The organism is Modestobacter marinus (genome assembly GCF_011758655.1).
Taxonomy (GTDB): domain Bacteria; phylum Actinomycetota; class Actinomycetes; order Mycobacteriales; family Geodermatophilaceae; genus Modestobacter; species Modestobacter marinus.
This window is the reverse complement of sequence record NZ_JAAMPA010000003.1, coordinates 404,028-427,478: the sequence shown is the minus strand read 5'-3', so window position 1 is coordinate 427,478 and position 23,451 is coordinate 404,028. Positions and strand designations below refer to the sequence as shown.

Here is a 23,451-nt window from a genome sequence, read left to right as displayed (position 1 = left end):
GAATCCAGCCGATAGCTACATCGCCGCCCGTCCGGGTGTGGCTCACCCCCATGCCTGAACGGGATCTCCCATGTCGCTCTCCCCCACCCGCCGAGCTGCCGCCGCTGGCGCTCTCGCGCTGGCCACCCTCCTCACCGGGTCCACCGTGGCGGCTGCCGCACGCGAGGACCGCCCGACCGTCACCGCCGGCGCGAAGTCCGACGTAAGCGTCGCCGCCGAGGTCTCCCGCGCCCCGGCCCAGCCCAAGGGCAGGGACAAGACCAAGGGCGCCGAGCAGCCCTCCCCCGCCCCCAGCGCGCCCGGGGAAGACCCCTCCACCGCACCCGCCCCCACCCCGACGCCGACACCGGTGCCGGAACCGGCCCCGACCCCCACGCCCACGCCCACGCCCACGCCCACGCCCACGCCCACGCCCACGCCGGAACCGACACCCGAGCCGACCGCCGAACCGCAGCCGACCGCCGCCGGCCGTGGGCCCGCGGGGAACACCGTGCTGTGGTCCGACGACTTCGAGCGCGGCCTGGACTGCGGCGTGTGGGTGCACGTCCAGAACGCCGAGACCGCGGCGTCCTCCAGCCTGTGCCCGGGGTGGGCGGCCGAGGGCTCCCCCACCCGCACGACCTTCCCGGTCATCGACGGGAACCGCGTGGCCCGCTTCGAGCTGCGCCAGGGCGACCGGTCCGCCGGCGGGGAGCGCTCCGAGCTGTCGCCGTCCTCCGCCGACCGGTCGGCCACCGCCCTCACCGAGGGCTTCGAGGGCTGGTTCCAGCAGCGGCTGATGGTCGACCCGTCCATGCAGCAGGAGCAGAACGACCGGTTCTACATCCTGACCCAGTGGCACACCGGGATCTCCTCCCCCGCGATCACCCTCGGCCTGTCCGACGACAACGACCTGCTGCTCCGCGTGGGCATGGAGGGCAAGAGCCAGGTGCTGCTGCCCGCCGGCGAGTTCCGGCTCGGCGAGTGGTTCGACGTCGACGTGCACTTCGTGATGTCCAACGACCCGGCCAGGGGCGGGGCCGAGGCCTGGGTCGACGGGGTGCAGCGCGCGGGCTGGCAGTACGGCCGCACGATGATGGACGCCGGTTCCTACCTGAAGATCGGCCAGTACCGCGACTCGCAGCCCACCACCGGGATCACCTACGTCGACGACGTCGTGCTCTCCACCAACCGCTGACCGGGCGCCGACAGCCGCGGGGGTCGATGAGTTCCCGGTCGTGCGGCGGTCACAGCGCATAGGACCGCAGGGCAGTCGCACCCGGAGGAGACGGCGATGGCGCAGCTCATCTACTCGATGATCACCTCGCTCGACGGCTACGCCGAGGCAGCGGAGGGCGACCTCGGCTGGGGAGCCGCCGACGACGAGGAGGTGCACTCCTTCATCGGCGACACCTTCCGCCACGTCGGCACGTATCTCTACGGCCGGCGGATGTACGAGACAATGGTCTTCTGGGAGACCGCGCAGGACCTGCCCGGCGCCCCGCCGCACATCCTCCAGTACGCCCGGGACTGGCAGGCCGCGGAGAAGGTCGTGTACTCCACGACGCTGGAGTCGGTGTCCAGCGCCAGGAGCAGGATCGAGCGGGCCTTCGACCCCGAGGGGGTGCGCACCCTCAAGGCCGAGGCGGAGCACGACCTCACCATCGACGGCCCCACCCTCGCGGTCCAGGCGATCGAGGCCGGCCTGGTGGACGAATACCACCTGTTCCTCACCACGAGCGTGGTCGGCGGCGGCAAGCGGTTCTTCCCCGACGGCGTGCGCCTCGATCTCCAACTGGTCGAGGACCGTGCCTTCGGCAGCGGACTCCTCTACGCCCGCTACCGGACCCGCTGAGCCGCACCGATCGGAGATGCGGCCGGTCAGCTCCCCGGCGCGCCCTGCAGGACGTCGGCCCGCGGGGCCGTGTGGTGGCGGCCGATCGGCAGCATCAGCGGCTTGCCCGAGGTCGGGTCGATGATCACCTGGCTGTCCAGGCCGAACACCGCGCGCACGCACTCCTCGGTGAGCACGTCCCCGGGCTCGCCGGCGGCGTGGATCCGCCCGTCCGACAGCGCGACCAGGTGGTCGGCGTACCGGGCAGCGAGGTTCAGGTCGTGCAGCACCATCACGATCGTCGTCCCGCGGGACCGGTTGAGGTCGGTCAGCAGGTCCAGCACCTCGACCTGGTGGGCGACGTCCAGGAAGGTGGTCGGCTCGTCGAGCAGCAGCAGGTCGGTCTGCTGGGCCAGCGCCATCGCGATCCACACCCGCTGGCGCTGCCCGCCGGACAGCTCGTCCACGGCCCGGTCGGCCAGCGGCGTCGTCTCGGTCGCGTCCAGGGCGGCGGCCACCGCGGCGTCGTCTTCCTTGCTCCACCGGGAGAACACCCGCTGGTGCGGGTGCCGCCCCCGGCCGACGAGGTCGGCGACCGTGATCCCCTCCGGCGCGATCGGCGACTGCGGCAGCAGGCCCAGCGTGCGGGCCAGCTCCTTGGCCGGCAGTCGGTGCACCGCCTTGCCGTCCAGCAGCACCCGCCCGCTGCGGGGGGCCAGCAGCCGGGACATCGACCGCAGCAGCGTCGACTTGCCGCAGGCGTTCGCGCCGACGACGGCGGTGATCCGGCCCGGCGGCACCAGCAGGTCCAGGCCCTCGATGACGGTGCGGTCGCCGTAGGCGAGCGTGAGGTCCTCGGCTGCCAGCGAGTGGGTGGCGGTCACAGGGAACCTCCGGTGCGGTTGCTGCGGACGATCAGGTAGATGAGGTACGGCGCCCCGAGCACCCCGGTGATGACGCCGACCGGGTAGCGGGTGCCGAACGCGTACTGGCCGCACAGGTCGGCCACGAGCACGAGCAGCGCCCCGACCAGCGCGGCGGGCACCAGCAGCGAACCGTTCGGCCCGACGAGCCGGGCCGCGATCGGGCCCGCCAGGAACGACACGAACGCGATCGGACCACACGCGGCGGTGGCGAAGGCGAGCAGGCCGACCGCGGCGACGATCGCGATGATCCGCGTCCGCTCGACCCGGACCCCCAGCGCGGAGGCGGTGTCGTCACCCAGCTGCAGCGCCGAGAGCGCCCGGGTCTGCCCGAGCAGGACCGGCCCGAACACCAGCAGCGCGACCAGGGCCGGCACGGTGGCCTCCCAGGTGCTGCCGTTGAGGCTGCCGGTCAGCCAGCGCAGCGCCTCCGCGAAGTCCCACGACCCGGCCTTCGACAGCACGTAGGAGGTGATGCTCTTGCACATCGCGGCGACGCCGATGCCGATCAGGATCAGCCGGGTGCCGGCGACGCCGTCCTTGAAGGCCAGCGTGTAGATCAGCAGGGCCACCCCGAGCGCCGAGACGATCGCGGTGACCGACACGGCCGTGCCCGACCAGCCCAGGATCACGATCGCGAACGCCGCCGCGGCGCTGGCCCCCGAGGTGATGCCGATGACGTCGGGGCTGGCCAGCGGGTTGCGCAGCATCGTCTGGAACGTGACACCGGCCAGGCCGAAGCTGAGCCCGGCCACCACCGCGAGGACGGCGCGCGGCAGCCGCAGCAGCCCGACCGTGAAGGACGCCCCGGGGACGTCGGAGCCGAGGACGACGCGGAGCACGTCCCCCGGCGGGTAGAAGGTCCGCCCCACCATCAGCGTCACCGCGAAGGCGACCACGACGGCGACCGCGAGCAGCGTGATCACCAGCCGCCGGCGCGCGGCGCGGCGGACGCGCCCGCGGGCGACCGTGTCGACGGTCGAGGACGGTGCTCCCAGGACGGCGGTCACAGCTCGCGCACCTTCTGCCGGCGGACGATCGCGATGAAGAACGGGGCCCCGATGATCGCGGTGAGGATGCCGACGTCCAGCTCGGTCGGGCGGGCCACGATCCGGCCCAGCACGTCGGCACCGGTGAGCAGGCACGCGCCGGCGATCGCGGAGAAGGGCAGCAGCCAGCGGTGGTCCACGCCGACCAGCAGGCGGCACAGGTGCGGGACGACGAGCCCGACGAACCCGATCGGCCCGGCGACCGCGGTGGCGGCACCGCAGAGCAGGACCGACCCCAGCGCGGCCACCCCCCGGGCGAGGGCGACCCGTTCGCCGAGGCCGGCGGCCAGCTCGTCGCCCAGCGCGAGGGAGTTCAGGCTGCGCGCGGACAGCAGGCTGACCACCAGCCCGACGAGCAGGAACGGCGCCACGGTGCCGATGCCGGTGAAGGTGGCGCCGCCGACGCCGCCGATCTCCCAGGACACGACGCTCTCGACGATGTCCCCGCGCGGCAGGGCCACCGCGGTGATGAACGAGGTGAGCGCGGCGGAGGTGGCCGCACCGGCCAGGGCGAGCTTGAGCGGGGTCGCCCCGCCCCGGCCCAGGGAGCCGACGGCGTAGACGAAGACCGCCGCGAGGGCGGCGCCGACGATCGCCGTCCAGACGATGCTGGTCGCGGAGAACAGGCCGAACCAGGCGATCCCGGCGACCACCGCGAGCGAGGCGCCCATGTTGATCCCGAGCACCCCCGGGTCGGCCAGCGGGTTGCGGGTGACGCCCTGCATGACCGCTCCGGACAGGCCCAGCGCGGCTCCGACGACGACCGCCAGGACCGTGCGCGGGATCCGTTTGGTCACCGCCGCCTGCCCGATGTTCTCCGTCGACCCACCGAGGGCGGCGAGGATGTCGGACCAGCCGACGCCGCGTGAGCCCACGGCCACCGAGAGGGCCATCAGGGCGACCAGCAGCCCGAGCACGACCAGCAGCCAGAGGAACCGGACCGGCCCCGGACGTCGCACGGGGGCGACGTCCAGGGCCGGGGAGGGCGCGACCGAGGTCATGCTGCCTTGTCGGCGGCCTCGGCCAGCATGGCGACGTAGTCCTCGAGCACCCACGGGATCGCCAGCGGGGTGGGGTTCGCCGCGGTGCCGAGCGGCGTGTTCGGCAGCAGCACCAGCGCCCCGTTGGCGACCGCCGGGATCTGCGACAGCAGCGGGTCGGCGTTCAGCGCATCGACCAGCGCCTGGTCGCCGTAGGTGACGATGATGTCGACGTCGTCGAACGCGTCCACCTGCTCGGCGCTGACCGTGCCGGAGAACTGCTCGCTGTCGGTCGAGGCGGCCTGCACGCTGGCCGGGGTCGACAGCCCGAGGTCTTCGAAGAAGGCGCTGCGGGTGTCGTACGGGGTGTAGAAGCTGACCTCGCTCAGGTCGGTGGTGTCCACGTGGGTGAGGAACATCGTGGCCTTGTCCGCGAGCTCCGGGTGCTCCGCGACGACGTCGGCGATGTCCTGCTCGAGGCTCGCGATCAGCTCCTCGCCCTCCTCCGCCATGCCCATGCCCGCGGCGTTCACCTCGATCATCTCCCGCCACGGCGTCGCCCACGGCGCCTCCGGATAGGCCACGACCGGCGCAATCTCGCTCAGCGTGTCGTAGTCCTCCTGGGTCAGCCCCGAGTACGCGGCGAGGATGACGTCGGGGGCGGTGTCGGCGACCGCCTCGAAGTCGATCCCGTCGGTCTCGTCGAACAGGACCGGGGTCTCGCCGCCGAGCTCCTCGAGCCGCTCGGAGACCCAGGGCAGCATGCCGTCGCCGTCGTCGTCGCCGTAGTTGGCCGCGGCCATGCCGACCGGGACGACGCCGAGCGCCAGCGGCACCTCGTGGTTCGCCCAGTTCACCGTGGCCACGCGCTCGGGCTCGGACTCGATGGTCGTCGTCCCGAAGGCGTGCTCGACGGTGATCGGGGTGAAGTCCGCGGCCTCGGCCTCGTCGCCGGGTGCGGCCGACGAGGACGACGAGCAGGCGGCGAGCCCGCTGGCGAGGAGTGCTGCTGTGGAGACTGCGACGAGTCTCGGGGCGCGGCGCATGGGGTCCTTCCAGGTGGTGGTGCGACGTCCGGACGGCACCGGGCCGGCGGGACGAGCAACTGAGGTTTGCCTAACGCAACTTAGGGTGTGCTTGCCCCGTTGTCGATCACGAGCTGGTCACAGTGCCGCCGACCCGGCGCGGACGGCGCGCACCGCCGACGATGAGGTGGTGCCCATCGACTCCACCAGCAGCTACCCCGCCACCCCGGACGCCGTCCTCGCGCTCCTGACCGACGAGCAGTTCCTGCGCGACCGCGCCGCGGCGCTGGGCGCGCAGGTCCAGGAGCTGACCGTGACCGGCCGCAGCACCACCACCCGGCTCGCCGCCCCCACCGCGGGCATCCCGCCGGTGTTCGCCCGCTTCGTCGGCTCGTCGGTCTCGGTCACCGAACACAGCAGCTGGACCCTGGACGGCGACGGCGGCCACCGCAGCGACCTGGACGTGCAGGCCGAGGTGTTCGGCCGGGTCGTCCAGGTCACCGGGGAGCGCCGACTGGTCCCGGACGGCACGGGCACCCGTTCGACGGTCACCGGCGAGGCCACGGTCGACGCTCCGCTGATCGGCCGGCAGGCGGAGGGCGCGGTCCGCGAGCTGGTCGGGGTGGTGCTGCGCCGGGAGGACGAGCTGCTCCGCCGCCGGCTGGGGTGAGCACTGCGCACTGCAGGTGCGGCCCCGACGGCACCTCCGTAGCGTCGCCGCCAGGTGTCCAGCAACGCGCCGCCCCCCGACCGCGGAAGCGAGCCCATGACCACTCCCAGCGACGACCTCGGCCCGGCCGAGCGGCCTGCCGCACCCACGTTCGGCCTGATCCCGGCCGTCGTCGCGCTCGTACGCCTCCCGTTCGACCTGCTCGTGTTGATCGGCTACACGGTGCGGCAGCTGCCGTTCCTCATCCAGGACGTGCGCACCACGGTCAACGGCGTCGCCCGGCTGCTGGACCACGGTGAGCGGAACGGCTCGCTGCGGGAGCTCATCGACTCCCTCGCCCGCGCCGCCCGGGCGGACAGCGCCGGGGCACTGATACACCTGCTGCGCGCGTCCGGTGACCTGTCCGCGGTCCAGGCCGAGCTCGAGCGGCTGCGGCTCGAGGCCGCCCGCGCCGGGGACCTCGACGTCCTCCGGGGCGTCGGCCCCAGCTGACCGGGCCGACACTCCGGCCGCGACCCGGCCGGAGTGTCGGTGGCGGCGGCGAGGATGGCGGCATGGTGGCCTTCTTCCTCCCGCGAGCCAGCGACGACGAGCAGGCCGAACGGCTCTACGAGGCCCTCGCCGAGTTCGCCGGCTGCGAGCCCGCCCCGCCGGCACAGCGGGTGCACTCGATCACCTTTCCCCAGGACGGCGCCGAGTGGGTCGCCGAGGTGGGGGCGCCGCTGTCCGGCCGCCGCACGACCCAGCAGCTGCGCCGCGGCGAGCTGATCGAGCGCACCGAGGAGCTCTCCTCCCCCACCCGCGTGCTGGCCGTCTACCCGGGGACGCCGTTCGTCGTCGTCACCGACGCCCAGCCGATCACCGGCGCCCCGTCGGAGTGGGCCAACCCGTTCACCGCGGTGCCCGACCAGGTCACCCGGTTCGACGCCCCGGGGGCTCAGCGGCCCTGACGCTCCCGGTAGCGGGCCGCCCGCTTCTCGGCCGCCGCCCGCCGCCGGGCGGCCTGCTCGGCGTCCCGGCCTACCTGCGCCCGGTCGCGCACCTGCTGGGCGGTGCCGACCGGGTAGCCGGCCTTCTTCACCCGGTTCTCGGTCGTCTCGGTCATGTAGGCGAAGGAGAAGATCAGCCCGAGCAGCAGCCCGCCGAGCGCGGTCATGCCGCGGATCCAGAACGGGCCGGGGACCAGCAGCAGGACCAGCGCGATCGGCACCGCCATCTGCACCAGTGCCCGGAGCACGTGCCGCCAGCCCCAGCTGGCGGTCGTGGTGTCGTGCAGCACCCAGCTGCTGTGCCGCTCGGGAAGTGAGCCGCCCATCGCGTACCAGAGCCAGCGCAGGACGCCGGGCCGGACCGGCTCGCCGGCACCCTCCGGTCCCGCGGGACTGCTGGTCGTGGCCATGCCTGCACGGTACCGACGACCGATCACTCCGGCCGTCGCTGTCCGTGATCGATCGACCACTCAGAGGTTGAGTCGCGCCGGTACCGGATCAGCCCCGTCCGGGCTCGTTGACGCCCCTCATGCACGGCGGATCATCGAGACATGGTCCCGCTCCTGGTGGACGACGTCGTCCCGTTCGAGGACTGGACCGCGGCTGCCCGGGCCTCACTGGCCTTCCTGCACCGCACCGTCGGCCTGGACGTCTGGATGGTCACCCACCTCGAGGACCCGGCGCAGGTGGTGCTGTACGCCCACCCCCAGGAGGTCATCCCGCAGGGCACCAGCCTGCCCTGGCAGCAGAGCTTCTGCCGCTCGATGGTCAGCGGGGTGGGGCCCCGGGTCGCCACGGTCGCCGCCGCGACGCCGGCCTACCGCGACCTGATGACCGGGCACGCCGAACGGGTCGCCGCCTACATCGGTGTCCCGCTCGTCTCCCGGGACGGGACGGTCTTCGGCACGCTCTGCGGCGTCTCCTCCCGCGCCCAGCCGCGCACGCTGACCCGGCACCTGCCGCTGGTCGAGATGACCGCGCGGATGCTCAGCAGCCTGCTGCCCGTCCCACCGCGGGAGCCCGGCCCAGGCTGACCCTCACGCGTGGCCGGCCGCCCGGAGCGCCTGGACGCACCCGCGCTCCAGGGCCCGCTGCCGCCGCACCCGCGCGCGCAGGCCCGGCACCGGCTCCAGGGCCCGGCGCTCGGCCGGTCGCACCCCGGCCAGCCGGCCGTCGGCCGCCTGGCCGCTGGTCACGTGCACGGTCCACCGCTCGGCGTCGGGCACCGAGATCTCCTGGCCGACCAGGACCGCAGGCCCGCGGACGTCGGGCGGTGCGCCGGTCAGTGGCATCGGGTCGGCCGCCCAGTCGGCCACCCGGACGGTGCGCACGTGCAGCGCCTCGTCGTCGACCGCGAGCACCGCGTCGGCCGGGCCCTCGCGCCGGCCGCCGGGGACGACGTCGACCGGGTCGAGCAGCAGCACCAGCCGCGGCAGGTACCACCAGTGCTCCCGGCGCAGCATCGGTGAGTCCGCGAGCGCCCGGGACGGCGGGTGCTTGCGCAGCTCCTGGTCCAGCAGCTGCTCGGTGAACAGGCTGCCGTCGCCGTCCTCGACCAGGGTGAGCCGGCCGGTGACCACCAGCGGCTGCCAACCCGGCCCGGCCAGCCGCTGGTCGGAGAGCACCAGCGTCGCCGCACCCGCCGCGGCGACCGCGCGCGCGGCCTCGACCTGCGCCCAGGGCAGCGCGACCGCCGGCCGGTCCCCCAGCCACAGCGGCACCACGCCGAGCGCGCCGGGCGGCCGGCCGTCCCGCCGCCACACGAGCTCGGCCAGCCCGGCGGCGCGGACGGCCGTTCCCAGTGACGTGGTGTGGATCACAGTGACTGTCTACTCTTCGCCCAGCGGCGGTCGACCGGTCGCCTGAGGACGTGGGGGGTTGTCCGTGCCCGCATTCGCTGTGGCCGCGGTCGTCGGGGTGCTGTTCTTCCTCGGCTACCGGTACTACTCGAGCTACCTGGCCCGCAAGGTCTACGTCCTGGACCCGGCCTTCCGCACGCCGGCCCACGAGTTCGACGACGGCGTCGACTACGTGCCGACCAACAAGCACGTGCTCTTCGGCCACCACTTCACCTCGGTGGCCGGCGCCGCACCGATCGTCGGCCCGGCGATCGCCGTCTTCTGGGGCTGGGGCCCGGCGCTGGCCTGGATCGTGCTCGGCACCATCTTCGCCGCCGGTGTGCACGACTTCGGGTCGCTCGTGGTGTCGGTGCGGCACAAGGCCAAGAGCATCGGGACGCTGGCCGGCGAGGTGGTCAACGGCCGGGCCCGGATGCTGTTCCTGGCGATCATCTTCTTCCTGCTGACCCTGGTGAACGCCGTCTTCGCGGTGGTCATCGGCAACCTGTTCGTGGCCAACCCCGGCGCGGTCATCCCGATCGTGGTGGAGATCCCGCTGGCCATGGTGATCGGCCAGTACATCTACCGGACCCGCTCCTCGGCGCTGATCCCCTCCATCGCCGGCGTCGTCGTGCTGTACGCGCTGATCCTGGTCGGCAACGCCTTCCCGATCGAACTGGACGGCCTGGCCGAGGCCCTCGGGGTCGAGCAGACCCGCAACGTCTGGGTCGTGCTGCTGTTCATCTACACCTGGGTCGCCTCCCGCATCCCGGTGTGGGTGCTGCTGCAGCCGCGTGACTACATCAACAGCCACCAGCTCTTCATCGCCCTGGCCGTGATCGCGGCCGGCGTGATCGTCGGGATGAACACCATCCAGGCACCGGTGGTCAACGACGTCCCCGAGGGCTCGCCCAGCTTCTTCCCGTTCCTGTTCATCACCATCGCCTGCGGCGCGATCTCCGGGTTCCACTCCCTGGTCTCCTCCGGGACGACGTCCAAGCAGCTGGACACCGAACCCGACGCCCGCTACGTGGGCTACATGGGCGCGGTCGGCGAGGGCTCGCTGGCCACCGGCGCCGTGCTCGCCGCCACCGCGGGCGTCGCCGCCTCGCAGGCCGACTGGGAGGCGCTCTACCCCGACTTCGCCACCGCCTCCGGGGGCGCCACCAGCAACTTCGTCGACGGTGTCGCGGTGTTCGCCAACAACCTCGGCATCCCGCTGGACCTGGCCACGATCTTCGCCGCCGTCGTGGTGATCAGCTTCGCCGCGACCACGATGGACACCGGCGTGCGGCTGCAGCGCTACGTGGTGCAGGAGATCGGCGAGATCATCAAGGTCCGGGCGCTGGCCCGGAACCTCACCCTCGCCACCACGGTCGCGGTGCTCATCCCGCTGGCGATGGCGCTGCTGCCCGGCGGCGGGGAGGCCGGCTACACCTTCGGCGTCCTGTGGCAGCTGTTCGGGACGACGAACCAGCTGACCGCGGGGCTGGCGCTGTCGGTCATCGCGGTGTGGGTGACCCGCCAGGGCCGCAGCCCAGTGGCCGTACTGATCCCGCTGGTGTTCCTGCTGGCGATGACCTCCTGGGCCCTCGTCGTCAACCTGCAGAACTTCGTCGAGGCGGACAACTGGGTGCTCGCCCCGCTGGACGCGCTGATCTTCCTGCTGGCCATCTGGCTGATGGTGGAGGCCGCCCTGTCGCTGCGGACGGCGTTCCGCGAGCGCCCGCAGCCCGGCGCCGAGGCGCGACCCACCTCCGACCCGGCGGTCGCCCGGGCCAACCCGACGTCCCCCACCGACGAGGCGGAGCTGGGCCAGACCTCCCGCGACGACCGGCCGTGAGGCACCGGGTCGTCCTGGTCCGGGGCCCGCGGGCCGCCGCGGGGTCGGGCGGCTGCTGCAGCGGGGCCGTCCGCCCCTTCGACGAGGGCGGCGGCCACCGGCACGTGCCGCCGGTCGACGACGTCGGGGCGGTCTACCGGGCGCTGCGCGCGGCGCTCCCCCGCGACGTCGCCGTCGAGGTGGTCTCGCCGACGAACTGGGTGTGGCTCGTCCCGGCCCTGGTGACCGACGGGCGCCGCCGCGGGCTGCGGGGTGCGGCGTTGTGGCGCTCGGTGCGGGCCGGGATCGCGGTCGAGTCCCTGGTCTGCGACGGGGCGGTGCTGGCCTCGGGCTGGCTGCCCGCCCCCGCCGCCGCGGTCACCGCCGTGCAGGCCGAGCTGGCCGTGGCCGAGCTGGAGCAGGTCACGACCGCTGCAGCAGCTCCCGGTAGAACGCCACCCCGCGCGCCAGCGCCGCCACCGTGAGGTGTTCGTCGGCGGCGTGCAGCGAGGCGAGCTGCGCCGAGCTGAGGTCGAAGGGCATGAACCGGTAGACGCTGTCGCTGATCTGGGCGAAGTGGCGCGCGTCGCTGGCCTGCACCATCAGGTACGGGCTCACGGTCGCCGCCGGGTGGGCCGCCCGGATCGCCGCGGTCAGCGTCGCCCACGCCTCGTTGTCGGTCCGGGACACCGGCGACGGGTCGTCGGCGCGCGACGCCTCCAGCCGGACGCTCGGGTCGTCGATGACCCCGCGGATGCGCTCGATCGCCGACTCGGCCGTCTCCCCGAGCACCACCCGCACGTTGGCCATCGCCCGGGCCCGGGTCGCGAGCACGTTGGGTGCCCGGCTGCCCTCCAGCTGGGTGATCGCCACCGTCGTCCGCACCAGTGCGCTGGCCTCCCGGCCGGCACGGGACAGCAGCCCGGCGAGGACCGGCCGCAGCAGCGCGGCGTGCGCGTACACCGCCCGGTGCCCGGCGGGGGCGTGCCGGCCGACGGTGTCGACGAGCGACAGCACCACGTCGCTGACCCGGGCCGGGAAGGGGTCCTCGTCCAGCCGGACCAGCGCGCGGGCCAGCCGGGCGGTCGCGCCGCCGCGGACCGGTGAGGACGCGTGCCCGCCGGCGTCCTCGGTGGTCAGCTCCAGGTCCACGACCCCCTTCTCGGCGATGCCGACCACGGCGATCGGCCCGGGGACGCCGGGGAAGACCCCGGTGACCACGGCGCCGCCCTCGTCGACGACCGCCCAGGGCGTGACGCCGCGGGCGGCCAGCGTCTGGGCCGCCGTCCGCGCCCCGGTGCCGGCCACCTCCTCGTCGTTGCCGAAGGAGAGGTACACGTCCCGGGCCGGGCGGAAGCCCTCCCCCAGCAGCGACTCCACGGCCTCGACGACGGCGACCAGGGCGCCCTTGTCGTCGATCGCTCCCCGGCCGTGCACCACACCGTCGACGACCTCGCCGGCGAACGGGTCGTGGGTCCACGCCTGCCCGTCGGCCGGCACGACGTCGTAGTGCGCCATCAGCACCAGGGGCGGTGCGTCAGTGCCGCTGCGCCAGTGGAAGAGCATCGCGCCGGTGCCCAGCAGCTCCAGCTCGAGCTCTCGGTGCAAACGCGGGTAGAGCTCGGCCAGCCGCTCCCGGAAGGCGCTGAACACCGACTGGTCGACCTGCTCGGGGTCGCGGCGGGAGACGGTCGGGATGCGGATCAGCTGCGCCAGGTGGTCGGCGGCCCGGGTGGCGTCGATCGCCCCGACGTCCGCAGGCTCCACGTCCTGGCGGGGCGGTGGCCGGAAGCGGCGCACCCGGGTGAGGGCGGCGCCGGCCCCCACGGCGGCTCCGGCGGTCAGCAGCGTCCGGTTCATCCGGCGGTCTCCTCCCGGACCGCGGCGCCGCGGTCCTCGGTCTGCGCGCGGTCGGCGGTCTGCGCGGGGTCGTCGGTCTGTGCCGGGTCGTCGGTCTGTGCGGGGTCGTCGGTCTGTGCGGGGTCGGCGAAGGCCAGCCGCGGGACGAACACGAGCGCGACGGCGGCGATCAGCGCCGTGGTGCCGCAGATGGTCCACACCGTCACGTAGCCGGTCAGCGACCCGGCCGTGCCCTCCACCCCACCGGCCAGCACGGGGGTGCCTGCGGCGAGGGCGAGGGCGAACACCGACGAGGCGAACATGCCGCCGATGACCTTGGTGGTGTTGGTGAGCCCGGTGGCGACGGCGGTCCGGCCCACCGGGGCGGCCGCGGCCGCCGCGGCGGGCAGCGCCGCGACCAGCGCGCCGGAACCGACCCCGGCCACCGTCATGCCGGCCAGCACCTGGCCGAGCGCGTCGTGGAAGGGCACCAGCAGCAGGTAGCCGGTGGCGACCAGGCCCGCCGCCCCGATCAGGGTCAGCCGCGGGGTGGTTAGCCGCGAAGCGCGGGCGAACTGGCTGGCCCCGATCAGCATGGAGATCACGTAGGCGCCGATGACCAGGGACACCGAGCTGGTCGACAGCCCGAGGCCGTAGCCGTAGACGTCGGGGTCGGTGCGGGCGAAGGTCGACAGCGGCCCCTGCGCGCCCAGCACGCTGACCCCGAACAACCCCGCCGTCAGCTGCACCGGCCACATCGCGGAGCTGCGCAGCACGCGGAAGTCCACCAGCGGGTCGGGCTGGCGCAGCTCGTAGCGCACGAAGGGCACCACCAGGAGCAGACCGGCCGCGACGACCAGCCACGGCCAGGCCTCCTCGGCCCCGTTCAGCCGGACGAACGTCAGGCCCCCGGTGACCACCAGCAGGACGGCGGTCAGCAGCGCGGCCCCGCCGGAGTCGACCACGCCGTGCACCCGGTCGGTGCCCTCGGGGACCAGCCTCCAGACGACGACCACCACCCCGACGACCAGCACCCCGGGGGCCAGCAGCACCAGCCAGAGGGCATCGCCCAGGAGGTCGCCGATCACCCCGCCGCTCAGCGCACCCACGATGGCGCCGAGCTGCAGCGCGGCGACGATGAGGCCGGTGGCGCGCCGGGTGCGGGCCGCGGTGTCCGGCAGCCCGCGGGACCGGCTGTAGATCAGCGCCACCTGCAGCGGCAACCAGGCCGCGTAGACACCCTGCACCGCCCAGGCCAGCAGGAACACCGGGAAGGTCTGGGCGAACGCCAGCACGATGGTGGCCACCGCGACCACCGCCGCCGACCAGAGCAGCATCCGGCGGTGCCCGTGCAGGTCACCGAGCTTCGCCAGCACCGGGACGGCGATCGCCGACAGCATCAGCTGACCGGCCTCGAGCCAGTTGACGTCGGCGTCGTTGATGCCCAGGTGCCGGGCGATGTCGGTGAGCAGCGGGATGTAGTAGCCCTGCAGCACACCGCTGGTGAACTCGACGAACACCAGGTAGCCGACGACGCCGGCCGTCATCCGGGCCTGCCACCGCCCCGCCCGGCTGCCGCTGCGCTGCGTCGCCGACTGCTGCATCGAGCCCGCTCCTCGTCGTGGTGGGGTCCGGGGCGGCCAGCATCGACGAGCTGGTCAGCCGACGCAAACGGCCGGTGACGCGGTCGAGCGGTCGCCTGGTTCAGCGGGCGGCGAGCACCTCGCGGGCGTCGACCCGGCGGCGACCGACGTAGTAGAGCGTCGTCCCGTCGGCCACCGGGGTGTCCCAGGCGGGGCTGACGGTCAGGCCGTCGGGGCCGCGCAGCGCCAGCACGGTGGCCCCGAAGGCCTGACCGAAGCGCACCTGGCAGTCGCCGAAGGTGCCCAGCCGGTGTCCCTCGGGCAGCCGGAGGGAGTAGGTGTTGCCGTGGCCGTGGCTGCTCATCAGGTCGCCGTAGACCTCGGTGAGCCCGGGGTCCAGCGCCTCCTCGGTGATCAGGTACGGCATGTGCCACTGCACGCAGGCGATCTGGGCGCCGACGTAGCGGAGGTTGTCCCGGCGGTCCAGGTCCCGCAGCGCGGCCACCTTGTGCACGTCCGGTGCGGCGTGGTGGGCGGCCACCGCCATGGCCAGGGTCTCGTTGTCGTCGCGCCCGTCGATCACCACGCACCGGGCGGCCGCCACGTTGGCCCGGGCCAGGACGTCGGCGTGGCTGAGGTCGCCGCGGACGAAGGAGACCTCCGTCCGTTCCGGCATCGGGTCCTCCGGCACGTCCTCCCAGGCGCACAGGGCGACCCGGCTCCGCCCCTCGGCCGCGAGTTCGGCGGTGATCCGCTCGGTGCGTCCCGGGAAGTACCCCAGGACGACGACGTGGTCGGTGAGCTCCAGCTCCTCCACACCCTTCAGGCGTCTGCTGCGGACCGACTGCAGGTAGTCGGCCAGCCGGGTGAACAGCAACGTCAGCGTGACGATGCCACCGATGATCACGTAGACGCCGACCACGTGGCCGGCGGCCGTCACCGGGAACAGGTCGCCGTAGCCCACGGTGGCGGCGGTGACGACGAAGTACCACCAGTAGTTGCTCGGGGCGACGATGTCGCTGTCGACCCCTTCCACCAGCGCCATCGCCGGCCAGCTGGTCACGAAGACCAGGACGAAGACGGCCAGCGGCAGCCGCCAGCCGTGCAGCCGTGCCTGGACCACCCGCGAGAAGCGCGAGAACAGCTGGAACACGGGCCTCCTGCCGGGTCGGTGGTGGGAGCAACCTAGCGGGCGGGCCCGGGCCGGGTCAGGGTGTCGGCATGACGACACCCACCGACGACGACCTCCCCGAGCCCCGGGACATCGCCCTGGAGCAGGCCACACCCGAGCAGGTCGAGGAGCTCGAGGAGGCCAGCGAACCGCCGGGCGAGTGATCCGGCGGGGGCCCGGGTAGCCCGGCGATCATGGAGAGCCGGGACCTGCTGCTGACCGCGTTCGGCAACGTCGAAGAGGTGGTGCGGGGCGCCCTCGACGGGATCGACCCGGACCTGCTGAACGCACGGATCGACCCGGAGGCGAACACCATCGCCTGGCTGGTCTGGCACCTGACCCGGGTGCAGGACGACCACGTCTCCGAGGTCGCCGGGGTGGAGCAGGCCTACACCGACGCCGGGTGGGCCGACCGGTTCGGGCTGCCGTTCGACCCCGCCGCGATCGGCTACGGCTTCAGCAGCTCCGACGTCGGGAGGACGCAGGTGACCGACCCGCAACTGCTCGTCGGCTACCACGCCGACGTGCACCGGCGGACGGCGGAGTTCCTGCGCACGCTCACCGCCGCCGACCTCGACCGGGTCGTCGACGAGCGCTGGGACCCGCCGGTCACCCTCGGCGTCCGGCTGGTCAGCGTGATCGGTGACGACCTCCAGCACGCTGGGCAGGCAGCCCTCCTGCGCGGCTCCCTGGAGCGGCGCTGAGCACACGGCACCGGGTGCCACCCGCGGGTAGCTTCGGAGCGGTGAGCAACGACGCTTCGACTGACTTCTACGCCCTCGACGACCTCCTGGAGCCGGAGGAGATCGAGCTGCGGGACCGGGTCCGCGACTTCTGCGCGCGCGAGGTCACCCCGATCATCAACGACTACTGGGAGCGGGCCGAGTTCCCGTTCGAGCTGGTCCCGAAGATCGCCGAGCTGGGCGTCGCCGGCGGTACGGTCGCCGGCTACGGCTCGGCCGGGATGAGCGCGGTCGCCGCCGGTCTGGTGGCCGCCGAGTGGGCCCGCGCCGACGGCAGCCTGGGCACCTTCTACGGCGTGCACAGCTTCCTGGCGATGCAGTCGATCGCCCTGCTGGGTGACGAGGAGCAGCGCGAGCGCTGGCTGCCGGCGATGGCCCGGATGGAGCTGATCGGCGCCTTCGGCCTGACCGAGCCGCAGCACGGCTCCGACGCCGTGGCCCTGGAGACCAGCGCCCGCCGGGACGGCGACGAGTGGGTGCTCAACGGCGCGAAGAAGTGGATCGGCAACGGCACGATCGCCGACCTGGTGCTCATCTGGGCCCGCGACGAGGAGGGTGCGGTCGGCGGGTACGTCGTCCCCAAGGGGTCGATCGGCTGGACCGCCACCCGGATGACCGGCAAGACGGCGCTGCGGGCGGTGTGGCAGGCCGAGATCACCCTGGAGGACGTCCGGGTGCCGGCGGAGAACAAGCTGGCCAACTGCCGCTCGTTCAAGGACGTCTCGGTCGTGCTGGACCGGACCCGGTACACCGTGGCCTGGCGGGCCCTGGGCATCGCCGAGGCCGCCTACGAGCTGGCGTTGGAGCACACCTTGCAGCGGGAGCAGTTCGGGCAGCCGATCGCCGGTTACCAGCTGGTGCAGGAGAAGCTGGCCCGGATGCTGGCGGAGATCACCAGCATGCGGCTGCTGAGCTGGCGGTTGAGCAAGCTGGCCGACGAGGGCCGGATGACCGCGGCCATGGCGTCGATGGCGAAGATGAACAACTGCAAGAAGGCCCGGCAGATCGTGGCCGACGCCCGGGACCTGTTCGGCGGCGACGGGATCCTGCTGGAGCACCACATCGCCCGGCACCACGCCGACATCGAGGCCATCTACACCTTCGAGGGCACCGACCACGTGCAGGCGCTCATCGTGGGCCGCGACATCACCGGCATCTCGGCCATCACCGGCCGGCGGACGCCTCGCGCCGAGCAGAAGCCGGCAGACACCCCGCAGTCGATCTAGGCAGTCGAGCTAGCCGACCTGTCGCAGTGCCGGCGCCGTGCGGCGCCGGCACTCGGCGCAGGTGTCGCGGCCGTTGCTCATCCGCCCCCACCGCTGCGCTCCCCAGATCTGCACGATCGCGCCGCACACGGCGAGCTCCACCTCCCCGTCGAGCTCGTCGGCGGGCCGGTGCGCCTCGACGGCGTGCCAGGACTTGGGCTGGTCGACCGGCTGGGCCCAGGACCTGCGGTCCGGCCGGGCGAATCCGACGGCGTAGCTCTCCACACAGGAACTGTGCCCCACGCCACAGTCGGTCAACCATCACGTCGTCCGTCTCGCCGACCACCTGCACCCCTTTGTGCACCTGTGGCCAGGTTCCCGACCGGGTGAACCGGGGAATTGGCGACATCGGCCAATGCGGATCCGATCGTTCGTGAGACCTGTGCCACACGTCCAGCGCTCAGAGTGCCGATGATGGCGACATGTCACGTCGGCTCGCAACGATGCGGACCTCGACCGAGCAGCAGGTCGCGGCCCAGCAGTCCCCGTCGCCCTGGTGGCGGTCGGCCGTGGTCTACCAGGTCTACCTGCGCTCGTTCGCCGACAGCAACGGCGACGGGATCGGCGACCTGGCAGGGCTGCGCTCCCGGTTGCCCTACCTGTCCTGGCTCGGCGTCGACGCGCTGTGGATCAACCCGCACTACCCCTCCGGTGGCGCCGACGGCGGCTACGACATCTGCGACTACCGGGCCGTCGACCCCGACTACGGCGACGTCGCCGACCTGGAGGCCCTGGTCGCCGACGCCCGGCAGCTCGGGCTGCGCGTCGTCCTGGACGTCGTCCCCAACCACACCTCCGACCGGCACCCCTGGTTCCAGACCGCGCTCGCCGACCCCGACTCCCCCGAGGCCGCCCGCTACCACTTCGCCCCGCCGTCGGAGGAGCCGCCGAACAACTGGCGCTCGCTGTTCGGTGGCCCGGCCTGGTCGCGCACGCCGGACGGCCGCTGGTACCTGCACCTGTTCGCCCCCGAGCAGCCCGACCTGAACTGGCGGGACCCGGCGGTGGCCGCCGACTTCGAGAAGACGCTCCGGTTCTGGCTCGACCGCGGGGTCAGCGGCTTCCGGGTCGACGTCGCGTACGGCCTGTTCAAGGACGCCGAGCTGCGGGACAACCCGGGCGCCTACTCCCCCACCCTGTTCGGCCACGGGCCGGAGCAGGCGATGACCTGGAACCAGCCCGAGGTGCACGACGTGTGGCGCCAGTGGCGGTCGGTCTGCGACGAGTACCCCGACACCATGCTGGTCGGCGAAGTCTGCCTGGCCGACCTGGACGAGGTCGCGCTGTACTCCCGGCCCGACGAGATGCACCAGTCGTTCTCCTTCCGGCTGCTCAAGTCGCCGTGGGACACCGACGCGTTCGCCGACGGGGTGCAGACCGCGCTGGACGCCTTCGGCTCGGTGGGTGCCCCGGTGTCCTGGGTGCTGGGCAACCACGACAAGGATCGGCAGGTCACCCGCTTCGGCGGCGGCGCCCTCGGCACCGCGCGCGCCCGGGCCGCCGCGCTGCTCATGCTCGCGCTGCCCGGGTCGGCCTACCTGTACGCCGGCGACGAGCTGGGGCTGCCGCAGGCCGTGGTGCCCGACGAGGCGAAGACCGACCCGATCTTCTTCCGCAGCGACGGCGAGCGCGCCGGCCGGGACGGCTGCCGGGTCCCGATGCCGTGGAACGACTCCACCGGCGTCGGCTTCTCCCCCGACGGCGCGGCGCGGCCGTGGCTGCCGATCCCGGCCGAGTGGAGCGGCTACGCGGTCTCCGGGCAGGCCCGGGACGGCGGCTCGATGCTGACCCTCTACCGGCGGGCCCTCGCCCTGCGCGCCGCCCACCCGGCGTTGGGGTCGGGCGAGGCGACGGTGAGCACCCGCGGCGACGTGCTGACCGTCCACACCACCGGGGACGGCGAGACCGTCCGCTGCGTGGTGAACATGGGCTCGGCCACCGTCCTGGTGCCGTCCCGCGGTCAGGTGCTGCTCGCCTCGACCACGCAGGTGCGCGCCTCGGCCGCCAGCGTCGCACTGCCGCCGAACACCGCCGTCTGGCTCACCGAGGACTGATCCCCGGGCCGGACCGGACTGACCGCGGCAGGCCGGCCCGGCTGTCGGCTGCGCCGCACCGGGCCGGGTCGGCTGCCCGACTGCGGCGGACCGGGCCGGCTCCCGGATGCGGTCGGCCCGCCCGCGATGGTCAGCGCAGCACGGAGGACAGCAGCAGGCTGGTCTCGCTGTTCACGACGCCGTCGATCGACCGGATCTGGTTGAGCAGCCGGTCGAACTCCCTCAGGTCACCGGTGTGGACCTCCGCGACGAGGTCCCACCCCCCGTTGGTGGAGTGCAGCGCCTCGATCTCGGTGAACCCGCGCAGCCGGCGGATCACCGCGTCCGTCGAGCGACCCTCCACCTCGATCAGCGTGACCGCCCGCACCTCACCGGCGACGGCGTCCTCGCGCACCCGCACGGTGAACCCGACGATGACGCCCTCGGCGACCAACCGGTCCATCCGGCTCGTCACCGTTGCCCGGGTGACACCGAGCCGGCGGGCGATCTCGGCGACCGGCGCACGGCCGTCCTCGCGGAGCACGGCGAGCAGCCGACGATCGAGGTCGGTCAGCGCGGCCATGCAGACAGCGTAGTCGACGGGTGAGTTCTGCTCAGCCGGAGCGCTCAGATGACGCAGATCGTTCGTTGCGTGAGCACATCGCACGTCCATAGCCTGGTGATCACCCCTCCCAGGAAGGCCCGGATGACTGCGTTCGTCGACGTCCAGACCCCGATCCACCGGCTCTCCGCCGGGCAGGTCGCCGTCGTCGTCCCGGTCCGAGCCTGATGGCCCCGCCCCTCCAGGCGCCGGGTGCCGTCGTGCTCATCCGCCCGCACCGGTTCCGGCCCAACGAGCTGACCCGCGTCGACAACGCCTTCCAGTCGCTGCCCGCCGCGCCGGACGCCGCCGGCGTCGCCGCCCGGGCGCGCGACGAGGTGACCCGGCTGGCCGAGGCCCTCGACGCGGCAGGCGTCGTGGTGCACCTCTTCGACGACCACGCGCACGACCGCCCGGACAGCGTCTTCCCGAACAACTGGCTGTCGACCCACCCGGACGGGCGGGTCGCGCTCTACCCGATGTTCGCCGTCAACCGGCGCAGCGAGCGGCGGGCCGACGTCGTCCGGCTGCTGCAGGAGCGGTACCGGGTCGACCAGGTCGTGGACTTCTCCGGCTCCGAGCGGGACGGGCAGTTCCTCGAGTCGACCGGGGCGATGGTGCTCGACCACCGCGAGCGGGTCGCCTACGTCTCCCGCTCCCACCGCGCGCACCCCGAGGCGCTGGCGCGGTTCTGTGCCACGTTCGGCTACGAGGCGCTGCTGTTCGACACGGCCGACGCCGAGGGCCGGGCGGTCTACCACACCAACGTGCTGATGTCGGTGGGCAGCGCGGTGGCGCTCGTCGGGCTCGGCATGATCCGGACGGCCGCGGACCGGGCCCGGGTGACCGACCGGCTGACGGCCTCCGGGCGGGAGGTCATCGAGCTCGCCGAGGAGCAGGTCCGCGAGTTCGCCGGCAACGCCCTCGAGCTGACCGGCCGGGACGGGCCGCTGCTGGCGCTCTCCACGAGGGCTGCCGCCAGCCTGACGCCCGCACAGCGCCGGCGGATCGAGGCCACGACCCAGCTGCTGCCGGTGGCCGTGCCGACCGTCGAGCTGGCGGGCGGATCGGTGCGGTGCATGATCGCCGGCGTGCACCTCCCGCCCCGACCGGCCGAGCCCCTGCGCGCGTCACTGTTCGGGGCGCAGCCAGGCGCGGTGCGCGTCCCCGTCGCCCCCTGACCCGGCCGGGACCGCTCCTCCGCTGACGCACCACCGACGGACGACGCCACGCCGTCCGGCCCGGACACGCTGAGCGAGCGACTGGCGGGGCCCTCGGTGCGGTCGTGGACGGTCGCGCAGCCCCGGGTCTACCTTCCGCTCGACCAGAGGTGGCCCCCGCCGCGTCGCAGCGGCCCACCCGTCGCGCACACGACCGGGCACCTCAGCGGTGCCGGACTGGACCGTGCACCGTGGCCGACTCCACACGCACCGGACTCCCCCTCTCCCACCGGTCGGCGCGCGACCGCGTCCCCGGGCGCGGCCGGCCCCGGCGTCGCTCGCTGGGCGTCGCCGCGGTCGTCGCCGCCGTCACGGCGTCGACGGCGGCGTGCGGCGCGGCGGTCGCCCCGGCCATCGAGCCCGCGGGCGCGACCTCCAGCGCACCTCCCGCCATGCCGCCGGCGCAGGTGCCGCCGTTGCTGAGCCAGGAGCAGGTGGACGCCGCGGTGGCCGCGATCGACGGTCTGGTGGCCGACGCGATGGAGCGCACCGGGGTCCCCGGGATGGCGGTCGCCGTCGTCCACCAGGACGAGGTCGTGCACGCGGAGGGCTACGGCGTCCGGGAGGTCGGCGAACCTGCACCGGTCGACCCGGACACGGTGTTCCAGCTGGCGTCGCTGTCCAAGCCGCTGGCCTCCACCGTCATCGCCGGCCTGGTCGGGGACGAGGTCCTCGACTTCGAGGACCCGGTCATCGCCTCCAACCCGTCCTTCGCCCTCAACGACCCCTACGTGACCCAGCACGCCACGTTCGCCGACCTGCTGTCGCACCGCAGCGGCCTGCAGACCGGCTCCGGTGACCTGCTCGAGGACCTCGGCTACGACCGCGACCACATCCTCGGCCGCCTGGACCAGCAGCCCCTGCTGCCGTTCCGGTCGAGCTACAGCTACAGCAACTTCGGCTTCACTGCGGGCGCCGAGGCCGCCGCGATGGCCGCGGGCATGCCGTGGGAGGACCTCGCCGAGGAGCGGCTGCTGGAGCCGCTCGGCATGACCGACACCAGCTACCGCCACGCCGACTACGAGGCCGAGCCCAACCGGGCGCTGATCCACGTGCCGACCGGTGACGGGACATGGGCGGCCCGGTACACCCGGGACGCCGACGCGGAGGCCCCTGCCGGTGGCGCGAGCTCCTCGGTGCGCGACATGGCCCAGTGGATGCGCCTGCAGCTGGCCGGCGGGGTGTACGACGGCACGCCGGTGGTCGACCCGGACGCCCTCGCCACCACGCGCCTGCCGCACGCGGTCAACAACCCGCCGGCGGCGCTCGCCGGCCGCACCGGCTTCTACGGGCTGGGCCTGAACGTGTCCTACGACGACGCCGGCCGGCTCAGGCTCGGCCACTCCGGCGCGTTCAACCTGGGCGCGGCCACGAACGTGCTCATGCTCCCCGGTGAGGAGCTGGGCATCGTCGTCCTGACCAACGGGCGCCCGCAGGGCATCCCGGAGGCCATCACCGCCGCCTTCTTCGACATCGCCGACCACGGCGAGCCGACCATCGACTGGCTGGCGTTCACCTCCTGGGCCTTCGAGCAGATCGAGGCGTCCCAGGCGCCGGAGACTGACTGGTCCCAGCCGGCGGCCGACCCGCAGCCGGCCCGCGACCTCGGCGTCTACGCCGGGACCTACGCCAACTCCTACTACGGGCCGCTGACCGTGACCGCCGACGGCGGTGACCTGACCATGACGATGGGCCCGCCGGAGGCACCGACGACGTTCCCGCTCACCCACTGGTCGGGCGACGTCTTCACCTTCGAGTCGATCGGTGAGAACGCCACCGGCCTGGCCGGCGCGTTGTTCACCGTCGACGAGGCGGGGACGGCGACGAGCGTGCGGCTGGACTTCTACGACCGGACGGGGCTGGGCACCTTCACCCGCGAGTGACCGG

General features: G+C 73.5%; 25 protein-coding genes. 14 read left to right on the top strand and 11 right to left on the bottom strand.

The window, feature by feature from the left end; all coding sequences use genetic code 11:
- The first annotated feature begins 70 nt into the window (after positions 1-70).
- Together FB380_RS23040 and FB380_RS23035 are read left to right on the top strand one after the other, a co-directional pair.
- Entirely contained in the window at positions 71-1,177 is a 1,107-nt protein-coding gene (locus FB380_RS23040; protein WP_166757655.1) for a heparin lyase I family protein, read from the top strand.
- A 96-nt stretch (positions 1,178-1,273) separates the two neighbouring features.
- Complete coding sequence (locus FB380_RS23035; RefSeq protein ID WP_166757654.1) at positions 1,274-1,834, top strand: dihydrofolate reductase family protein; 561 nt, start codon at positions 1,274-1,276, stop codon at positions 1,832-1,834.
- A 26-nt stretch (positions 1,835-1,860) separates the two neighbouring features.
- Here FB380_RS23035 and FB380_RS23030 read toward each other — a convergent pair whose 3' ends face one another.
- The 4 genes from FB380_RS23030 to FB380_RS23015 are packed head-to-tail and all read right to left on the bottom strand — an operon-like array spanning position 1,861 to position 5,811.
- A complete protein-coding gene (locus tag FB380_RS23030; RefSeq protein WP_166757653.1) occupies positions 1,861-2,697 on the bottom strand; it encodes an ABC transporter ATP-binding protein in 837 nt (278 codons plus the stop codon).
- Complete coding sequence (locus FB380_RS23025) at positions 2,694-3,746, bottom strand: FecCD family ABC transporter permease (RefSeq protein WP_166757652.1); 1,053 nt, start codon at positions 3,744-3,746, stop codon at positions 2,694-2,696. The genes FB380_RS23030 and FB380_RS23025 overlap by 4 nt, the downstream gene beginning before the upstream one ends.
- On the bottom strand, positions 3,743-4,786 hold the full coding sequence (locus FB380_RS23020; protein WP_166757651.1) for a FecCD family ABC transporter permease: 1,044 nt from the start codon (positions 4,784-4,786) through the stop codon (positions 3,743-3,745). The genes FB380_RS23025 and FB380_RS23020 overlap by 4 nt, the downstream gene beginning before the upstream one ends.
- A complete protein-coding gene (locus FB380_RS23015; RefSeq protein WP_166757650.1) occupies positions 4,783-5,811 on the bottom strand; it encodes an iron-siderophore ABC transporter substrate-binding protein in 1,029 nt (342 codons plus the stop codon). Before FB380_RS23015 ends, FB380_RS23020 begins: the two co-directional genes overlap by 4 nt.
- Before the next feature lie 169 nt (positions 5,812-5,980).
- Here FB380_RS23015 and FB380_RS23010 point away from each other — a divergent pair, with 169 nt between their 5' ends.
- The 3 genes from FB380_RS23010 (at position 5,981) to FB380_RS23000 (ending at position 7,410) form a co-directional block, all read left to right on the top strand.
- Positions 5,981-6,460 (top strand): DUF2505 domain-containing protein, encoded by a 480-nt coding sequence (locus FB380_RS23010; protein WP_166757649.1) that lies wholly within the window; start codon positions 5,981-5,983, stop codon positions 6,458-6,460.
- 96 nt (positions 6,461-6,556) lie between these two features.
- Positions 6,557-6,952 carry a hypothetical protein gene (locus FB380_RS23005; protein ID WP_166757648.1) on the top strand — a complete coding sequence of 132 codons (396 nt, stop codon included), beginning with the start codon at positions 6,557-6,559 and terminating at the stop codon, positions 6,950-6,952.
- Positions 6,953-7,014: 62 nt separating this feature from the next.
- A complete protein-coding gene (locus tag FB380_RS23000; RefSeq protein WP_166757647.1) occupies positions 7,015-7,410 on the top strand; it encodes a hypothetical protein in 396 nt (131 codons plus the stop codon).
- Here FB380_RS23000 and FB380_RS22995 read toward each other — a convergent pair.
- A complete protein-coding gene (locus FB380_RS22995; protein WP_166757646.1) occupies positions 7,398-7,859 on the bottom strand; it encodes a DUF5313 family protein in 462 nt (153 codons plus the stop codon). The genes FB380_RS23000 and FB380_RS22995 overlap by 13 nt on opposite strands.
- A 141-nt stretch (positions 7,860-8,000) precedes the next feature.
- On the opposite strand from FB380_RS22995, the gene FB380_RS22990 reads away from it, so the two are divergent.
- On the top strand, positions 8,001-8,483 hold the full coding sequence (locus FB380_RS22990) for a GAF domain-containing protein (RefSeq protein ID WP_166757645.1): 483 nt from the start codon (positions 8,001-8,003) through the stop codon (positions 8,481-8,483).
- A 3-nt stretch (positions 8,484-8,486) separates the two neighbouring features.
- On the opposite strand, the gene FB380_RS22985 is transcribed toward FB380_RS22990, so the two are convergent.
- Positions 8,487-9,269, bottom strand: a complete 783-nt coding sequence (locus FB380_RS22985) for a pyridoxamine 5'-phosphate oxidase family protein (protein ID WP_166757644.1) — start codon at positions 9,267-9,269, stop codon at positions 8,487-8,489.
- 64 nt (positions 9,270-9,333) lie between these two features.
- Here FB380_RS22985 and FB380_RS22980 point away from each other — a divergent pair, with 64 nt between their 5' ends.
- Positions 9,334-11,130, top strand: a complete 1,797-nt coding sequence (locus tag FB380_RS22980; protein ID WP_166757643.1) for a carbon starvation CstA family protein — start codon at positions 9,334-9,336, stop codon at positions 11,128-11,130.
- Positions 11,127-11,594: a hypothetical protein gene (locus tag FB380_RS22975; protein ID WP_166757642.1), complete on the top strand. Its 468-nt coding sequence runs from the start codon at positions 11,127-11,129 to the stop codon at positions 11,592-11,594. Before FB380_RS22980 ends, FB380_RS22975 begins: the two co-directional genes overlap by 4 nt.
- On the opposite strand, the gene FB380_RS22970 is transcribed toward FB380_RS22975, so the two are convergent.
- The 3 genes from FB380_RS22970 to FB380_RS22960 form a co-directional block, all read right to left on the bottom strand.
- On the bottom strand, positions 11,533-12,969 hold the full coding sequence (locus FB380_RS22970; protein WP_166757641.1) for a M20/M25/M40 family metallo-hydrolase: 1,437 nt from the start codon (positions 12,967-12,969) through the stop codon (positions 11,533-11,535). The genes FB380_RS22975 and FB380_RS22970 overlap by 62 nt on opposite strands.
- Positions 12,966-14,552, bottom strand: a complete 1,587-nt coding sequence (locus FB380_RS22965; protein WP_229682338.1) for an MFS transporter — start codon at positions 14,550-14,552, stop codon at positions 12,966-12,968. Before FB380_RS22965 ends, FB380_RS22970 begins: the two co-directional genes overlap by 4 nt.
- 100 nt (positions 14,553-14,652) lie before the next feature.
- Positions 14,653-15,684, bottom strand: a complete 1,032-nt coding sequence (locus tag FB380_RS22960) for an ion channel (protein WP_166757640.1) — start codon at positions 15,682-15,684, stop codon at positions 14,653-14,655.
- Between the two features lie 212 nt (positions 15,685-15,896).
- Between FB380_RS22960 and FB380_RS22955 the strand changes: the two genes are divergently transcribed.
- A complete protein-coding gene (locus FB380_RS22955) occupies positions 15,897-16,406 on the top strand; it encodes a mycothiol transferase (RefSeq protein WP_166757639.1) in 510 nt (169 codons plus the stop codon).
- A 41-nt stretch (positions 16,407-16,447) separates the two neighbouring features.
- The gene (locus FB380_RS22950) at positions 16,448-17,671 is read left to right on the top strand and encodes an acyl-CoA dehydrogenase family protein (protein WP_166757638.1); all 1,224 of its coding nucleotides are present in this window, start codon (positions 16,448-16,450) and stop codon (positions 17,669-17,671) included.
- 9 nt (positions 17,672-17,680) lie between these two features.
- On the opposite strand, the gene FB380_RS22945 is transcribed toward FB380_RS22950, so the two are convergent.
- Positions 17,681-17,935 (bottom strand): hypothetical protein, encoded by a 255-nt coding sequence (locus FB380_RS22945; protein ID WP_166757637.1) that lies wholly within the window; start codon positions 17,933-17,935, stop codon positions 17,681-17,683.
- A 218-nt stretch (positions 17,936-18,153) separates the two neighbouring features.
- Between FB380_RS22945 and FB380_RS22940 the strand changes: the two genes are divergently transcribed.
- On the top strand, positions 18,154-19,764 hold the full coding sequence (locus FB380_RS22940) for a glycoside hydrolase family 13 protein (RefSeq protein ID WP_229682337.1): 1,611 nt from the start codon (positions 18,154-18,156) through the stop codon (positions 19,762-19,764).
- A 130-nt stretch (positions 19,765-19,894) separates the two neighbouring features.
- Here FB380_RS22940 and FB380_RS22935 read toward each other — a convergent pair whose 3' ends face one another.
- Positions 19,895-20,326: an Lrp/AsnC family transcriptional regulator gene (locus FB380_RS22935; protein ID WP_166757635.1), complete on the bottom strand. Its 432-nt coding sequence runs from the start codon at positions 20,324-20,326 to the stop codon at positions 19,895-19,897.
- 69 nt (positions 20,327-20,395) lie between these two features.
- Between FB380_RS22935 and FB380_RS22930 the strand changes: the two genes are divergently transcribed.
- The 3 genes from FB380_RS22930 to FB380_RS22920 all read left to right on the top strand — a co-directional run bounded on the left by FB380_RS22930 (position 20,396) and on the right by FB380_RS22920 (position 23,447).
- The gene (locus FB380_RS22930) at positions 20,396-20,533 is read left to right on the top strand and encodes a hypothetical protein (RefSeq protein WP_166757634.1); all 138 of its coding nucleotides are present in this window, start codon (positions 20,396-20,398) and stop codon (positions 20,531-20,533) included.
- Positions 20,533-21,525 (top strand): citrulline utilization hydrolase CtlX, encoded by a 993-nt coding sequence (ctlX, locus tag FB380_RS22925; RefSeq protein WP_166757633.1) that lies wholly within the window; start codon positions 20,533-20,535, stop codon positions 21,523-21,525. The genes FB380_RS22930 and ctlX overlap by 1 nt, the downstream gene beginning before the upstream one ends.
- Before the next feature lie 230 nt (positions 21,526-21,755).
- The gene (locus tag FB380_RS22920) at positions 21,756-23,447 is read left to right on the top strand and encodes a serine hydrolase (protein ID WP_166757632.1); all 1,692 of its coding nucleotides are present in this window, start codon (positions 21,756-21,758) and stop codon (positions 23,445-23,447) included.
- The last annotated feature ends 4 nt before the right edge of the window (positions 23,448-23,451 follow it).

Bases quoted from the DNA above. Each gene is read 5' to 3' on its own strand.
- FB380_RS22995 (WP_166757646.1), bottom strand. From the start codon at position 7,859: ATGGCCACGACCAGCAGTCCCGCGGGACCGGAGGGTGCCGGCGAGCCG.
- FB380_RS22970 (WP_166757641.1), bottom strand. From the start codon at position 12,969: ATGAACCGGACGCTGCTGACCGCCGGAGCCGCCGTGGGGGCCGGCGCC.
- FB380_RS23020 (WP_166757651.1), bottom strand. From the start codon at position 4,786: ATGACCTCGGTCGCGCCCTCCCCGGCCCTGGACGTCGCCCCCGTGCGA.
- FB380_RS22965 (WP_229682338.1), bottom strand. From the start codon at position 14,552: ATGCAGCAGTCGGCGACGCAGCGCAGCGGCAGCCGGGCGGGGCGGTGG.
- FB380_RS23015 (WP_166757650.1), bottom strand. From the start codon at position 5,811: ATGCGCCGCGCCCCGAGACTCGTCGCAGTCTCCACAGCAGCACTCCTC.
- FB380_RS22935 (WP_166757635.1), bottom strand. From the start codon at position 20,326: ATGGCCGCGCTGACCGACCTCGATCGTCGGCTGCTCGCCGTGCTCCGC.
- FB380_RS23035 (WP_166757654.1), top strand. From the start codon at position 1,274: ATGGCGCAGCTCATCTACTCGATGATCACCTCGCTCGACGGCTACGCC.
- FB380_RS23005 (WP_166757648.1), top strand. From the start codon at position 6,557: ATGACCACTCCCAGCGACGACCTCGGCCCGGCCGAGCGGCCTGCCGCA.
- FB380_RS22940 (WP_229682337.1), top strand. From the start codon at position 18,154: ATGCGGACCTCGACCGAGCAGCAGGTCGCGGCCCAGCAGTCCCCGTCG.
- FB380_RS22990 (WP_166757645.1), top strand. From the start codon at position 8,001: ATGGTCCCGCTCCTGGTGGACGACGTCGTCCCGTTCGAGGACTGGACC.
- FB380_RS23000 (WP_166757647.1), top strand. From the start codon at position 7,015: ATGGTGGCCTTCTTCCTCCCGCGAGCCAGCGACGACGAGCAGGCCGAA.
- FB380_RS22955 (WP_166757639.1), top strand. From the start codon at position 15,897: ATGGAGAGCCGGGACCTGCTGCTGACCGCGTTCGGCAACGTCGAAGAG.
- ctlX (WP_166757633.1), top strand. From the start codon at position 20,533: ATGGCCCCGCCCCTCCAGGCGCCGGGTGCCGTCGTGCTCATCCGCCCG.
- FB380_RS23040 (WP_166757655.1), top strand. From the start codon at position 71: ATGTCGCTCTCCCCCACCCGCCGAGCTGCCGCCGCTGGCGCTCTCGCG.